This is a genomic window from Acinetobacter legionensis, assembly GCF_057165765.1.
Window position 1 is genome coordinate 986,761 of sequence record NZ_CM169896.1, and the last position, 12,246, is coordinate 999,006.

Annotated in this window: 11 protein-coding genes; 9 read left to right on the top strand and 2 right to left on the bottom strand. The window is 42.7% G+C overall.

Features of this window, described 5'->3' with window-relative positions; genetic code table 11:
• Window positions 1-52: 52 nt before the first annotated feature.
• From AC2G3J_RS04605 to AC2G3J_RS04640, 8 genes are all read left to right on the top strand, one after another.
• Entirely contained in the window at window positions 53-1,276 is a 1,224-nt protein-coding gene (locus tag AC2G3J_RS04605) for an MFS transporter (RefSeq protein WP_483770726.1), read from the top strand.
• 24 nt (window positions 1,277-1,300) lie between these two features.
• On the top strand, window positions 1,301-1,822 hold the full coding sequence (locus tag AC2G3J_RS04610) for a cupin domain-containing protein (protein ID WP_004717620.1): 522 nt from the start codon (window positions 1,301-1,303) through the stop codon (window positions 1,820-1,822).
• A gap of 42 nt (window positions 1,823-1,864) precedes the next feature.
• A complete protein-coding gene (locus AC2G3J_RS04615; protein ID WP_419327093.1) occupies window positions 1,865-2,677 on the top strand; it encodes an alpha/beta fold hydrolase in 813 nt (270 codons plus the stop codon).
• A 20-nt stretch (window positions 2,678-2,697) separates the two neighbouring features.
• Window positions 2,698-3,492: an SDR family oxidoreductase gene (locus AC2G3J_RS04620; RefSeq protein WP_336951933.1), complete on the top strand. Its 795-nt coding sequence runs from the start codon at window positions 2,698-2,700 to the stop codon at window positions 3,490-3,492.
• A 9-nt stretch (window positions 3,493-3,501) separates the two neighbouring features.
• Entirely contained in the window at window positions 3,502-4,293 is a 792-nt protein-coding gene (locus AC2G3J_RS04625) for an aspartate dehydrogenase (protein WP_336951932.1), read from the top strand.
• A gap of 12 nt (window positions 4,294-4,305) precedes the next feature.
• Window positions 4,306-5,772, top strand: a complete 1,467-nt coding sequence (locus tag AC2G3J_RS04630) for an aldehyde dehydrogenase (RefSeq protein ID WP_483770727.1) — start codon at window positions 4,306-4,308, stop codon at window positions 5,770-5,772.
• A 38-nt stretch (window positions 5,773-5,810) separates the two neighbouring features.
• Window positions 5,811-7,451, top strand: a complete 1,641-nt coding sequence (locus AC2G3J_RS04635) for a thiamine pyrophosphate-binding protein (protein WP_419327096.1) — start codon at window positions 5,811-5,813, stop codon at window positions 7,449-7,451.
• A gap of 144 nt (window positions 7,452-7,595) precedes the next feature.
• Window positions 7,596-8,789, top strand: a complete 1,194-nt coding sequence (locus AC2G3J_RS04640; protein WP_419820123.1) for a hypothetical protein — start codon at window positions 7,596-7,598, stop codon at window positions 8,787-8,789.
• A 202-nt stretch (window positions 8,790-8,991) separates the two neighbouring features.
• On the opposite strand, the gene AC2G3J_RS04645 is transcribed toward AC2G3J_RS04640, so the two are convergent.
• On the bottom strand, window positions 8,992-9,876 hold the full coding sequence (locus AC2G3J_RS04645) for a dihydrodipicolinate synthase family protein (RefSeq protein WP_262780939.1): 885 nt from the start codon (window positions 9,874-9,876) through the stop codon (window positions 8,992-8,994).
• Window positions 9,877-9,881: 5 nt separating this feature from the next.
• Window positions 9,882-10,664, bottom strand: coding sequence for an aldolase (locus AC2G3J_RS04650; protein WP_336951929.1), 783 nt, complete (start codon window positions 10,662-10,664; stop codon window positions 9,882-9,884).
• Between the two features lie 109 nt (window positions 10,665-10,773).
• On the opposite strand from AC2G3J_RS04650, the gene pdxR reads away from it, so the two are divergent.
• Complete coding sequence (gene pdxR, locus AC2G3J_RS04655; RefSeq protein WP_483770728.1) at window positions 10,774-12,207, top strand: MocR-like pyridoxine biosynthesis transcription factor PdxR; 1,434 nt, start codon at window positions 10,774-10,776, stop codon at window positions 12,205-12,207.
• Window positions 12,208-12,246: the final 39 nt, after the last annotated feature.

A 12,246-nucleotide genomic window follows, 5' to 3' on the forward strand; every position in this document is an offset into this window, starting at 1 on the left:
AAATGTCAACAGCACCTAGATCCGGTTCATGACTCAATCGAAGGAATGAAATATGAGTAATGAAGAGAAAAGTGGATTGAAGCATTGGGTTCCTGCTTTTGTCCTGATGATCTGTGTCGTTCTGGCATTTTTCGACAAAATTAGTATCGCAGTCTTATTTGCTGACCCGCACTTTCAGGACGCGATGGGGATTGCCCAAGACAAAGCAAAACTTGGATGGTTAATGACCAGCTTTTTATTGGCTTATGGTTTTTCCTCTGTGTTCTTAAGCTTCTTAGGCGATATTTTTAGCCCTAAAAAAATGCTGTTTTGGAGTGTCTTATCTTGGGGAATACTCATGTTCTGTATGGGTTTTACCACCAATTATACAGGGATGTTGGTCCTCCGCGTTCTGCTTGGATTAGCTGAAGGCCCATTATTTGCCTTGGCTTATACCATCGTGAAACAAACCTATACAGATCGTCAGCAAGCACGTGCTTCTACCATGTTTTTGTTGGGTACACCGATTGGTGCCTTCTTAGGTTTTCCAATTACCGCCGCTGTTCTCGCAAACCATGATTGGCATACCACCTTCTTTGTGATGGCTGGTTTAACTGTAATTGCACTGATTGCGATTGTCTTTGGCTTACGTAATTTACAACTCAAGAAAACCATTGAGCTGGAGGCGACCAGTAAACGTGTCAATTTTAAAGGGCATATCCATAACACCAAGGTGCTATTACAGAACGGTTCATTTTGGTTGGTGTGTATTTTCAATATTGCACTGATGACTTATCTGTGGGGATTAAACAGTTGGGTTCCATCCTACCTGATTCAAGACAAGGGCTTTAACCTTAAAGAGTTTGGAATTTATTCAAGTTTCCCATTTATCGCCATGTTGATTGGTGAAGTGATTGGTGCATTTCTTTCTGACAAGTTAGGTCGTCGTGCCATTCAAGTTTTTAGTGGCTTATTGGTGGCCGGCATCTTTATGTATGTCATGGTCATTATGACAGATCCAATTTTAGTGATTGTTGCAATGTCTCTTAGCGCAATGGCTTGGGGCTTTGGTGTCGCAGCAATATTTGCACTACTTGCTCGTGTGACCACTGCTGATGTGGGCGCGACTGCGGGTGGGATTTTTAATGGACTGGGTAATTTTGCCAGTGCAATTGCACCCGTTCTGATCGGTTACATCGTGATGCAAACCCATAGTTTTAATTTAGGAATTACCTTCTTAGCAGCAGTTGCTGTGATTGGATCGTTCTTCTTAGTTCCTTTACTAAAACGTTATTAATTCAAGATATCTAGGAGTTAAAACATGACTACTCAACAATTCGAATCATGGTCACAGCCTGAAGGTACAAGCTTACAAGATTGGTTAAATACCCGTATCGCACGTTTTGAAACACGTAAATATGATTTTGATGCCTTGAAGTTCCAAGCGGACTATGACCCCAAATATCGTCGTGCCCAAATGCGTTATATGGGCACGGGTGCAACAGGTGTAGTGAATGATGGCAACACTGTTCCAGCAGAAAACTTCACTTTTTCAACCATGGTTTTACCTCCGCAGTGCGAAGGGCCTTTGCATATTCATCATGATGTTGAGGAAGTGTTTTTTATGTTGCGTGGTGAGATTGACCTATTTATCGAACATAACGGTGAGAAATTTCAAACCAAACTTAAAGAGCGTGATCTGATTTCAATTCCACCTGGAATTTACCGTGGCTTGTTTAATCCAGGTCAGGAAGATGCCTTGATGTGTGTGATGTTAGGTGCGGGTAAACCGACCATTCCGAACTATCCACCAGAACATCCATTGTCGCAAATCAAACGTTGATTGAATCGACAAAGCCCAGCCCTACAGCAAAGGAATCCAGCCATGACATTGCTTAATCGATTAGCCAAATATCCAGTCAAAACCATTGTAGTTGATGGACAAGTACACGCCTATCGTGAGGCGGGTCAAGGCCAGCCGTTGATTTTGCTACATGGGATTAGTTCGGGTTCTGCTTCATGGATCAACCAACTTGATGTACTGAGTCAGTCTTTTCGTGTGATTGCTTGGGATGCACCGGGTTATGGCTTATCAGAAGGTTTAAATACAGCGCAACCGAATGCAGAAGATTATGCACAACGTTTGTTGGGTTTAATCGATGCTTTGGCAATTTCGCAAGCCATTTTGGTTGGTCATTCCCTTGGGGCTTTACAGGCCAGTGCTTTTGCTCATCTTTATCCTGAACGTGTACAGACTTTGCTGATTGCCAATGTAGCACAAGGTTATCAACGTTCAGATGAGGAAAGCAAATCACAGGTTTATCAAAAACGACCAATGCTGTTGAAAAGCTTAGGTCATGCAGGCATGGCGGCAAGTCGTGGACCGCATTTAATTTATAAACAAGATACTCAAGCTTTGGCTTTGGTCACAGCGGTGATGCAGGATTTGACCCTAGACGGTTTTACCCATGCATCGTATTTGTTGGCCTATGACGAAATTAGAAATTATTTAACAGATATTCGTGTTCCTTGCGTCGCGATTGCAGGCGATCAGGACCAAATTACACCTGCACAAGGTACCCAAGACCTTGTCGCAGAAATGCAATTGAGCCGATGTCATCTGATTACAGATGCAGGTCATCTGAGTTATGTCGATCAACCACAACAGTTTAACGACATTATTTTATCGGCACGTTAATACTCAAACGAGAGAAAAAAATGAGCTTCCAAGTTGAAGGAAAAATAGCAGTAGTAACAGGTGGCTCGTCAGGCATTGGTTTGGCTGCTGTCGAAATTTTAGTTGCAGAAGGTGCCCAAGTGGCATGGTGTGGTCGGGATGAACAGCGTTTAGCAGAATCAAAAAATTATATTTTGGAAAAGTATCCGCAAGCCCATATTTTTACTCAAGCCTGCAATGTTTTAGACAAACAAGATGTAAAACGCTTTGCACAACAGGTCAATCAAAATTTAGGCAATGTCGACATGTTGATCAATAACGCAGGTCAAGGGCGTGTATCCAATTTTGAAGACACCCAAGATGAAGATTGGATGAAAGAAATTGAATTGAAGTATTTCAGTGTTTTGCATCCTGTACGTGCATTTTTAGATGATTTAAAAAATTCGGCGTGTGGATCAATCACCAATGTCAATTCCTTACTGGCCTTGCAACCTGAACCACACATGATCGCGACTTCATCGGCACGCGCCGCTTTGCTGAATTTAACTCATTCCTTAGCACATGAATTTAGCCAGTATGGGATTCGGGTGAATTCAATTTTATTGGGCATGGTGGAGTCAGCACAGTGGAAACGCCGTTTTGAAACACGTTCAGATAGCCAAGCGTCATGGGAACAGTGGACAGGCAATATTGCAAAAAACCGTGGTATTCCAATGCAACGTCTAGGTAAACCTGAAGAACCAGCAAACGCTTTGGTCTTCTTGGCTTCACCATTGGCATCCTATACCACGGGTGCAGCCTTGGATGTCTCTGGTGGATTTAACAAACATTTATAAGGTGTGCCCATGAAACAGTTGATGATGATTGGTTTCGGTGCAATGGCAGCAGAAGTGTACGCACATATGCCACAAGATTTACAGCTTAAATGGATTGTGGTGCCTGCACGCAGTGTTGAAAAAGTACAGGCACAAGTATCCGCTCAGGTACAAGTAATTAGTTCGATTGATGCATGCCTTGGCACGCCTGATTATGTGATCGAAGTGGCAGGCCAAGCGGCGGTAAAAGAACATGCCCAAAAGGTGTTAGAGAAAGGTTGGACCATTGGTCTGATTTCAGTAGGAACCTTAGCCGATAGCGAATTTTTCTCTCAACTGAAACAGACTGCGGAACAACACGATGCCCATCTGCATCTTTTAGCGGGTGCGATTGCGGGGATCGATGGTATCTCTGCGGCAAAAGAAGGTGGTTTGGAAAAGGTCACCTATAAAGGCTGTAAAAGCCCGAAGAGTTGGCGTGGCAGTTATGCTGAACAATTGGTTGATCTTGATCAGGTCAGTGAAGCCATGGTTTTTTTTCGTGGTACAGCCAGAGAAGCAGCACTGAAGTTTCCAGCCAATGCCAATGTTGCAGCAACCATTGCACTCGCAGGTTTAGGCATGGATGAAACCATGGTTGAGCTTACGGTTGATCCAAAAACTAATAAGAACAAGCACACCATTGTGGCAGAAGGCGTGTTTGGTGAAATGACCATTGAATTGGTGGGTGTGCCTTTGGCAAGCAATCCTAAAACCTCAACTTTGGCTGCGCTTAGCGTGATTCGTGCATGTCGCAATAGCGTTGAAGCAATTCAGATTTAAAAGGATTTGATCATGGTAAAGGAAATTTATATCGCAGGTGAATGGCGATTAGGTAAAGGCAATACGATTCAAAGTCTGTTTCCAGCAGATCAATCTGTCAATGCTGAAATTTCTACAGCGAGTTTAGATGATGTCAATGAAGCAATTGAAAAGGCAGACTTGGCATGGCGACAAGTGGGCTGGCGCAATAGCATGCCACATGAACGTGCGCGTATTTTGTATAAAGTGGCAGAGATTATTGAAACGCGTGTAGATGAGCTTGCAAAATTACAAACCCGTGATAATGGTAAGCCACTGGCTGAAACACGTGGTTTAGTGATGAGTGCAGCCGCGACAGCACGCTATGTTGCCGCAGCATGTGAAACGCTGAATGATGAACTCACCACACAACGTGCGGCTGACTTTATGACCATAAGTGTGCATGAACCTGTCGGTGTGGTGGCCGCGATTACACCGTGGAATTCACCGATTGCCAGTGAAGTTCAAAAACTTGCCCCTGCGCTTGCTGCTGGAAATGCGGTGATCCTTAAACCGGCAGAGGCAACGTCTTTAATTGCCTTGGAACTTGCGAAAATTTTTGAACAAGCAGGACTGCCAAAAGGCTTACTCAGTGTTTTAGTGGGCCGTGGTTCTGTAATTGGTGATGCCATCGTAAAGCATCCTTTGGTCCGCAAAATTTCATTTACTGGCGGAACCACTACAGGGCGTCATTTGGCTCATCTTGCCGCAGATAAATTGATTACCACCTCATTAGAGCTTGGTGGAAAATCCCCTACGATTGTTATGCCTGATGCAGACATTGAATTGGCTGCTAAAGGTGTGGCTTATGGGATCTTTAGTTCCGCAGGACAAGCCTGTATTGCAGGTTCACGACTCTTCGTGCATCACAGTATTTACGATCAGTTCCTTAAGCGTTTGGTTGAAATTACCAAAGCTTTACGAGTGGGACATCCAGAAACCGCGGGTGTACATTTGGGCTCTTTAATTAATCCAAAGCATTTGGCTTCTGTCGATGCCTATGTGCAATTGGCCAAGCAAGAAGGTGGTCAAGTTTTAGTGGGTGGTCAAGCGCTGACGGATGGTGATTTGGCGAAAGGAAGTTATTACTTACCGACCATCATCACCGGCTTAAATAATACTGCACAAACCTGTCAGGAAGAGATTTTTGGTCCAGTCTTGGTGGTGATGAAGTATCACGATGAAGCTGATTTAATCACCCAAGCCAACGACAGTTGTTTTGGGCTTGCAGCAGGAATCTGGACTGAAAATTACCGTAAAGCTTGGCAAATTGCGCGTGCTTTGGAAGTCGGTACAGTCTGGATTAATACCTATAAAAAATTCTCTATTTCGGCACCGTTTGGTGGCTTTAAAGAAAGTGGTATCGGGCGTGAAAAAGGGCGTTTAGGTATTTTGTCTTATATGCAGCAAAAAAGTATTTATATGGGATTAAGCGAACAGCCAAATCCTTGGTGTGAATAATAAATTCATGGAATGAAAAAGTTTTTGAGGAATAAACAATGACAGAACGTGTAAATGTAGGCGAAGCAATCGCGCGTGTTTTAGAAGCACACCAAGTGGAAAGTATCTATGGGGTGATTTCAATTCATAACCTACCAATTGCAGATGCCGTAGGGCGTCGTGAAAAAATTCGTTTTGTGGCAGCGCGTGGCGAAGCAGGTGCAGTCACGATGGCAGATGGTCACTCACGCTTTAAAGGTTTAGGGGTTGCTTTGACCAGTACCGGTGCTGGGGCAGGCAATGCAGTAGGTTCATTGATTGAAGCGATGAATGCTGGAAGTCCTGTGTTGCATTTAACAGGGCAAGTTGAACGTGAATATCTTGATCGTGATGCTAGCTTTATCCATGAAACCAAAGATCAACTGACCTTCTTACGTGCTTCAAGCAAAGCTGCATTTCGTATTACCAGCCCAGACAATGCAGTGGGTGTAATTCGTGAAGCAATTCGTGTTGCAACCACAGTACCGATGGGGCCTGTAAGTGTTGAGCTCCCGATTGATGTGCAAGCTGCAGAAATTGACTTGCCATTGAATTTAGGTCCTGTCAAAGCGCTTGAATTACCGCAGGCTGAGCAAGTTGAAATAGATTTAATTGTTGAAGAAGTTAAAAAAGCCAAACGCCCCATCTTCTGGATTGGTGGTGGCACATTAAATAGTGTTGATGAAGTGAAAGCCATTGCGGATCTTGGGATTCCTGTTGTTTCTTCTACCCATGCTCGTGGTGTGTTAGCGGATGAGCATCCACGTAGTTTAGGTGCATTCCATAATTCAGCAGGGGTTGAGCAACTGTTAAAAGAGGCTGACTTATTGGTGGTGGTGGGCTCGCGTTTACGCAGCAATGAAACTAAAACCTATTCGGTACAATTCCCTGATAATCTGATTCAGATTGATGCCAATCCAGTAGCACAGCAACGTAATTATAAAGTTCGTAACTTCATTTGTGGTGATGCCAAAGATGTATTACAACGTGTGCTCACAGGGCTAAGCGGTATCTCAAAAGTTGATGCAGATTATGATGCAGCGGTTGTTGCGGCAAAACAGTCAGCTATTGAGGCGTTGCGTACTCAGCTGGATCAATATGCCCTGATCTGTGATCACTTACGTGCGGCACTACCTCAAGACGGCATCTTTGTTCGTGACATTACCATGTCTGGCAGTACTTGGGGCAGCCGATTATTTCCAGTACAAGCACCAAATCAAAATATTCACTCACTTGCAGGGGCAATTGGTCTTGGTTTAGCCACAGCAATTGGTGCTTCTATTGCCAATCCAGATAAAAAAGTGATCGGCTTAGTAGGGGATGGTGGTTTGATGCTCGGTATCGGTGAGATTGCCACCATGGCACAAGAAAATACCAACATGGTGCTGATGATCATGAACGATGGTGGTTATGGCGTCATGCGTGGTATCCAAAAGAATTACTTTGAAGGGCGTCAATATTTCAATGAATTGCATACCCCAGATTATAAAATCTTAGGGGAAGCAATGGGAGTGAAAAGCTGGAAAGTGGGCAGTGCAGATGAGTTTAAAAGCGTGATTCAACAAGCGGTCGATTTTCAAGGGCCAAGTGTGATCGAATTGGATATGAATTCGATTGGACCACTGAACTTTGCAGGACCACCGCAGAAAAAACTCTATTAAACCCAGTTGAACATCCGATGCTGGCATCGGATGTTCAGCAAAAGCTCCGGCAAATTTTTTTGCTCAAAATACAATAAAAACTATGTTTTATAGGTAAAACAAAAGTCCAACAGGATCGTTGGAACACAAGGGAAGGACGCAATTATGAAAAAGACATCAATCGCGATGCTACTTGCAGCAATTTATTTGGGTACCACATCCAATGTTTTGGCGCAAAGCTCAGCATTAGAATGGAAAAGTGAAGATGGGACGGACTCTATAAAATTGGGTGGCGTGGTGCGATTAAACCAACGCTATGAAAATTGGGAAGGGCCCAATGATGGCTTTGGCAAACTCTATTTTGATATTTTTAGAGTCGATGTAAAGGGTAAATTTGACGATGCCTATTTTAATGCAAGTTATCTGTTTCAAGATCAAGAGAAGCGCTCGATTGAAAAAGCTTATGTGGGCTACAATTTAGACCAACAGAATAGTCTAGAAGCAGGATTTGTATATAAGCCTTTTGCGATTTATCCTTATCCGCAAAATGGTTGGACTTACCATATCCCATTCTTTTTGGGCTATGGCAATAACATTGCGCCAGGTTTGAACTGGAATTTTCATAATCAGGACTGGGATGTAAAATTGGGCTATTACCCTGAAATGCTGGCAACCAATCTGCGCTATTCGCCCGAAAGTGCCACTTATGATGACCTAGCCGACAATGCATTTCCAAGTCAAAAAGCCTATCAAAATGAAAAGCGCCATCAATTCAATACGCGGATTGTGCGCAAGCTAGACACCAAAGTGGGTAAGCAGGAAGTCGGGGTATCAGGGGCAATTGCGCAATTGCATAATAAAACCACCGATAAAAATGGTCAATATTATGCAGTAGGGGTGCATAGCGATAACAATTACAAACGCTTTAATTTACAAAGCTCTGTGATTCATTATCAATATGATGCAAAGAATCCTGATGGGGTCAATAATGATATGACTTTAATGGGGAATAACGGATTTACCCCTGCTTATTTTATTGCCTCTGAAGCGACAGTTGCCAGTTTAAATCTTGCCTATACCTTACCTATGCAAAATATGGGCAAACTCAAAGCGATCCGATTCTACAATGATTATAGTTATATGGATAAGAAACGTGATGATTGGTCAGATTCTCAAATGAATACCACTGGGATGATGTTTATTGCGTCACCCTTTATGGTGTGGGCCGATTATACTTGGGGGAAAAATGCCAATATTATTGGTGGTGCAATGAATTCAACCGGTTTTAGCTCGACCGTTTCACCCTATAGTGACCAATGGTTGTATCGTATCAATTTAAACCTTGGATTTAGTTTTTAGAAAGCTAATTTGGGAATTGATTTGTTTGTTACGCCGATATTTGCTATGGCAATAACCGCTTTGTTGCACTTAGATTTAAACACCGCTGGATGACATTTACTTATCATTTGAGTATCTGTCAAAGCAGCGGATCGGCTGTGTATGCAACAAAGCATGTTTATCGGATCAATTTTATAACTTCACAAGCGCATACGACGATCGTTTACGCTTGTTTTGCTAAGGCCATCAACGACTTTAATTGCTGAACTTCCAGTGGGGTAGCATGTTGTAACGGTTTTCTTGGTTCACCTACAGAAAAACCTAATTCATTTAAACCCGCTTTGACTGTTTTAGGTAAGCCACCTTGTACAATAAAGCGCAGCAAAGGCAATTGACGATAAAACAAGGCTTTGGCGTGGTCTAAATCACCATCTTTGACTGCCTGATATAACTGACTTGGTAGCTCACCGAGTAGATTTGGCGCCACAGTACACCAGCCACTTGCCCCTGCACAAAATGCCTCAAGTGCCAAAGGATTACAACCATTATAAAAGGGCAACTGTCCTTGAGATAATTCATGAAATTTATGCATGCGCTGAATATCGCCGGTACTGTCTTTAACCATGCAAATATTCTCAATTTCTTGAAACATTTTCACGATCAATTCTGGTGACATATCTACTCCACTGGTTGCAGGGTTGTTATATACCATGATTGGCAGCTTGGTCGATGCAGCAATTTGCTGGTAATAATCATAGATTTCTTGATCATTGAGTTTCCAGTAAGACACTGGTATCACCATAATTAGATCAGCGCCAAGCTCCTCAGCTTTTTGGGCTTTTTGAATCGCCATCGCCGTTGTGAGTTCAGAAATTCCCAACATGACTGGGACACGTTGATTAACGACTTCGATACTTTTTTGTGCGACTTGTTGCCATTCTTGCCAAGATAAATAGGCACTTTCACCAGCACTGCCCAATGGCACAATCGCATTACATTGTTGTTCTAGCAGAGCATTTAATGTGATGGTCAGCGCATCAACATCGACAGCTTGGGTGTCTGGGTGAAATGGTGTGATTGGGTATGCAATAATGCCTTCTAATTTCATTTTCATTACTCCTCGATACAGTCCGCATGATTTTTTAAAGCTTTACGCGCATAGTAGGCAAAATTGACATGATTACGCTTGTTGGTAGAGACCCAGTCATGAGCTTCTTTTGCCAGTTCATGTGGGATAGGTTGAATTTGTCCAGCAGCCATTGCCAAAAGCTGAAGTCGGGCAGCGCGTTCAATTAAAATGGCTAAGTTGCAAGCCTCTTCAATGGTTTTACCTGCCACCAGCTGACCATGATGTGACAGTAGTACAGCGCGGTTTTTACCTAAGGCTTCTGAAATAAAGATACCTTCTTCATTGCCGACAGGGACTCCCGGCCACTCTTCCACAAAAGAACAGTCTTCGTATAAAGCGCAAGTATCCATTTGTGCGATCGCTAAGGGCACACGGAGCATTGACAACGCTGCAATATGTGTTGGATGGGTATGGATAATGCAATTCACTTCAGGATGTTGTTTATAGATCCATGTATGAAAGCGATTTGCAGGATTTGCCATACCTTGTTGGTCAAGTGGTTTTAGATCTTCATCAACTTCCAATAAATTTTGCGCTGTAATTTCATCAAAGCCGAGACCAAAACGCTGAGTGATAAAGGTATTGCCTTGCGTGGTACGACAAGTGATTTGTCCAGCTAAGCCAGCATCATGTCCGTGATCAAATAAAATACGGCAGGTTAATGCCAACTTTTGTCGATCTGTATAGCTTGAATCTTGAATAAATTGCTGCATGTTTTGCTGTGCATTTTGCATCAATTGCTGTTTGTCTAGTTGTGCCGTTTGCATAAATAAAACCTCTCGCTGAGTTGATTTTCACATCGCCTAAGTACAGAATAAAAATTCTGTGGATGGATTAAAATATCCAGTTTCTAAAACTTATATGGGCCAGAGAGTTATGCGTCAGCCTTGGAAAATTCGGCTACATTTAGAAGATCGTGAAGAAAAGACCCTTTTTTTAAAGTTGGCAAATCAGATTATTCAAGAGATTTTATCTGGCAGAATTACTCAGGGAACACGCTTGCCTGGTTCACGCACTCTGGCAGATGAACTTGGGATTAACCGAAAAACCGTACAATCGGTATATGAAGATTTGGAGGCACAGGGGTGGCTGGTCTCAAAAGCCAGACAAGGCACTTTTGTTTCAGAAAACTTACCAGACCTAAAAGTGCAGTCATCGCCTACACTCAAACAGATTGATATCACTCCCGTTTTTCCTACGCAGATACTTATCAAAAATGATGGTGTGCCAGACAATCGGTTGATCCCCTATGAATTGTTTTCTCGGGCTTATCGGCATGCATTGATTCAAGTGACACGCCATCAAACCATGGGATATGGAGATCCTCAGGGCAGTTTAGAACTTCGTCAAGCCTTATTAAATATGTTATCTATGGAGCGTTTTATACAAACCTCTATGGAAAACATTTGTGTGGTTCGTGGCAGTCAAATGGGGATTTTTCTAGCTGCGCGGGTTCTGGCTCAACATCAGTCTCAGCGTCATATGATTGTGGTAGAGCAATGGGCTTACCCACCGGCAGTAGAAACATTTCTTTCTAATCATTATCAAATTATTCGCGTGCGTTTGGATAAGCATGGTTTAGATACCGATCATTTAACTGAAATTTTATCCAGCCATGCAGTTGCTGCGGTCTACACCACACCCCATCATCAATATCCAACGACAGTGACGATGTCTATGGATCGACGATTAAAACTATTAGAGCTGTCTAAAGCCTTTGATTTCTATATTATTGAAGATGATTATGACCATGAGTTTCATTATGACAGCCGACCCATTCCGCCGTTAATTAGCTTACCAGCAGCAGACAAAGTGATTCATATCGGCTCTTTGTCTAAAGTATTCGCGCCCAGTTTAAGAATTGGTTATGTGGTGACCAATGTACAGATTATTCAGGCGATGAAACAAGATATTTTGCTGATCGATAAACAGGGCAATGCGATTACTGAATTGGCAATGGCTGAGCTGATGCAGCAGGGTGAAATTAAGCGACATATCCGTAAAATGCGCAAGATTTATCAGCAACGTCGAGATTTTGCTGTGATGGCTTTTCAACAGACGTTTGAAGATAGGGTTAAAATAGCCACACCGGCAGGTGGCATGGCGTTGTGGGTAAAATTTAAGTTGCCTTATCAACAGCAGTTTTTAATGTTTTTAAAACAATTACATATTGATTCTGAATATGATTTTGGTTCGGTATGGCATCATTCAGATGATAGTTTTTATATTCGTTTTGGTTTTGCAGCCCTGACCGAATTGGAAATCCGTCAAACTGTTGAAAAGTTATATCAGGTTTTTGTGAGTTCATGATGCTCAAGAGATTGAAAAATCAGCTTAAGTCATGTTGAA

Coding starts and splice junctions, on each gene's coding strand:
- AC2G3J_RS04630 (WP_483770727.1), top strand. CDS start 4,306: ATGGTAAAGGAAATTTATATCGCAGGTGAATGGCGATTAGGTAAAGGC.
- AC2G3J_RS04625 (WP_336951932.1), top strand. CDS start 3,502: ATGAAACAGTTGATGATGATTGGTTTCGGTGCAATGGCAGCAGAAGTG.
- AC2G3J_RS04605 (WP_483770726.1), top strand. CDS start 53: ATGAGTAATGAAGAGAAAAGTGGATTGAAGCATTGGGTTCCTGCTTTT.
- AC2G3J_RS04610 (WP_004717620.1), top strand. CDS start 1,301: ATGACTACTCAACAATTCGAATCATGGTCACAGCCTGAAGGTACAAGC.
- pdxR (WP_483770728.1), top strand. CDS start 10,774: ATGCGTCAGCCTTGGAAAATTCGGCTACATTTAGAAGATCGTGAAGAA.
- AC2G3J_RS04620 (WP_336951933.1), top strand. CDS start 2,698: ATGAGCTTCCAAGTTGAAGGAAAAATAGCAGTAGTAACAGGTGGCTCG.
- AC2G3J_RS04645 (WP_262780939.1), bottom strand. CDS start 9,876: ATGAAATTAGAAGGCATTATTGCATACCCAATCACACCATTTCACCCA.
- AC2G3J_RS04635 (WP_419327096.1), top strand. CDS start 5,811: ATGACAGAACGTGTAAATGTAGGCGAAGCAATCGCGCGTGTTTTAGAA.
- AC2G3J_RS04650 (WP_336951929.1), bottom strand. CDS start 10,664: ATGCAAACGGCACAACTAGACAAACAGCAATTGATGCAAAATGCACAG.
- AC2G3J_RS04615 (WP_419327093.1), top strand. CDS start 1,865: ATGACATTGCTTAATCGATTAGCCAAATATCCAGTCAAAACCATTGTA.
- AC2G3J_RS04640 (WP_419820123.1), top strand. CDS start 7,596: ATGAAAAAGACATCAATCGCGATGCTACTTGCAGCAATTTATTTGGGT.